The 2,500-nt window shown below is 56.3% G+C and carries 1 rRNA gene (cut by a window edge); it reads left to right on the top strand.

Going from position 1 to position 2,500, the window contains the following annotated elements:
* Nucleotides 1–2,438: ribosomal RNA gene (locus ABZ728_RS00005) — 23S ribosomal RNA — on the top strand (it extends 318 nt beyond the left edge of the window).
* The last annotated feature ends 62 nt before the right edge of the window (nucleotides 2,439–2,500 follow it).

The raw sequence follows: 2,500 nt of genomic DNA, 5'->3' as shown, positions 1-2,500 counted from the left end.
TGAGAGCCCCGTATCGGTAGGTTTCTTGATTGTCATCGAGTAGGGCGGGACACGTGAAATCCTGTCTGAACATGGGGGGCCCACCCTCCAAGCCTAAGTACTCCTCAGTGACCGATAGTGCACCAGTACCGTGAGGGAAAGGTGAAAAGCACCCCGACAAGGGGAGTGAAACAGACCCTGAAACCGGATGCCTACAAACAGTTGGAGCCCCCTTGAGGGGTGACAGCGTACCTTTTGTATAATGGGTCAGCGACTTCGTATAGGCAGCAAGCTTAAGCCGTTAGGCGAAGGCGGAGCGAAAGCGAGTCTGAATAGGGCGATCGAGTTGTCTGTATGAGACCCGAAACCTGGTGATCTAGCCATGGGCAGGTTGAAGGTGCGGTAAAACGCACTGGAGGACCGAACCCACGAATGTTGAAAAATTCGGGGATGACCTGTGGTTAGGGGTGAAAGGCCAATCAAACCAGGAGATAGCTGGTTCTCCGCGAAAGCTATTGAGGTAGCGCGTCGGATGATGGCTGCGGGGGGTAGAGCACTGGATGGGCTAGGGGGCCGCGAGGCTTACCAAACCTAACCAAACTCCGAATACCCGTAAGCTTAGTCCGGCAGACAGACCATGGGTGCTAACGTCCATGGTCAAGAGGGAAACAACCCAGACCACCAGCTAAGGTCCCCAAATCATGGCTAAGTGGGAAAGGATGTGGGAAGGCCAAGACAACCAGGAGGTTGGCTTAGAAGCAGCCATCCTTTAAAGAAAGCGTAATAGCTCACTGGTCTAATCAAGCCGTCCTGCGCCGAAGATGTACCGGGGCTCAAGCCATGTACCGAAGCTGTGGATGATCTCCCCTTGCGGGGGGTCGTGGTAGCGGAGCGTTCCGTAAGCCAGTGAAGGAAGAGCCGCGAGGTCTTCTGGAGGTATCGGAAGTGAGAATGCTGACATGAGTAGCGATAAAGAGTGTGAGAACCACTCTCGCCGAAAGTCCAAGGGTTCCTGCGCAAGGCCAATCCGCGCAGGGTGAGCCGGCCCCTAAGGCGAGGCCGAAAGGCGTAGTCGATGGGAACCAGGTGAATATTCCTGGGCCTGGTGGTGGTGACGGAGGTCAAGAGTTGTTCATCCTTACTGGATTGGGTGGGCAGCGGCGATCTTCCAGGAAATAGCCCCACCTTATAGACCGTACCCGAAACCGACACAGGTGGACAGGTAGAGTATACCAAGGCGCTTGAGAGAACGATGTTGAAGGAACTCGGCAAATTGCCCCCGTAACTTCGGGAGAAGGGGGCCCCGTTTCTGGGCAACCAGGGGCGGGGGGCACAGACCAGGGGGTGGCGACTGTTTACTAAAAACACAGGGCTCTGCGAAGTCGCGCAAGACGCGGTATAGGGTCTGACGCCTGCCCGGTGCCGGAAGGTTAAGAGGAGGGGTGAGAGCTCTGAATCGAAGCCCCGGTAAACGGCGGCCGTAACTATAACGGTCCTAAGGTAGCGAAATTCCTTGTCGGGTAAGTTCCGACCTGCACGAATGGCGTAACGACTGCCCCACTGTCTCCAACATCGGCTCAGCGAAATTGAAATCTCCGTGAAGATGCGGAGTTCCCGCGGTTAGACGGAAAGACCCCGTGCACCTTTACTATAGCTTTGCAGTGGTATTAGGAGCGGCTTGTGTAGGATAGGTGGGAGGCTTTGAAGCGCCGGCGCCAGCTGGTGTGGAGCCACCCTTGAAATACCACCCTTGCCGTTCTTGATATCTAACCACCTTCCGTCACCCGGAAGTGGGACCCTGCATGGTGGGTAGTTTGACTGGGGCGGTCGCCTCCCAAAGAGTAACGGAGGCGCGCGATGGTAGGCTCAGGCTGGTCGGAAATCAGTCGTCGAGTGCAATGGCATAAGCCTGCCTGACTGTAAGAGAGACATCTCAAGCAGAGACGAAAGTCGGTCATAGTGATCCGGTGGTCCCGAGTGGAAGGGCCATCGCTCAACGGATAAAAGGTACGCCGGGGATAACAGGCTGATACCCCCCAAGAGTCCACATCGACGGGGGTGTTTGGCACCTCGATGTCGGCTCATCACATCCTGGGGCTGGAGCAGGTCCCAAGGGTTCGGCTGTTCGCCGATTAAAGTGGTACGTGAGCTGGGTTTAGAACGTCGTGAGACAGTTCGGTCCCTATCTGCCGCGGGTGTAGGACTATTGAGAAGCGCTATCCCTAGTACGAGAGGACCGGGATGGACGTACCTCTGGTGGACCGGTTGTGGCGCCAGCCGCATTGCCGGGTAGCTATGTACGGACAGGATAACCGCTGAAAGCATCTAAGCGGGAAGCCCCCTTCAAAACGAGTAGTCCCTATCAGAGCCGTGGAAGACCACCACGTCGATAGGCCGGATGTATAAGCGTGGCAACACGCTCAGCTAACCGGTACTAATCGCTCGATTGGCTTGATCGCCAACACCGCTGCCCAACACCCATGCATGGCAGCAAATCCCCATCAACGGGATCTGCCAGCAA

It is taken from the genome of Fodinicurvata sp. EGI_FJ10296 (genome assembly GCF_040712075.1).
GTDB lineage: Bacteria > Pseudomonadota > Alphaproteobacteria > DSM-16000 > Inquilinaceae > JBFCVL01.
This window is presented reverse-complemented; position numbering and strand designations above follow the sequence as displayed.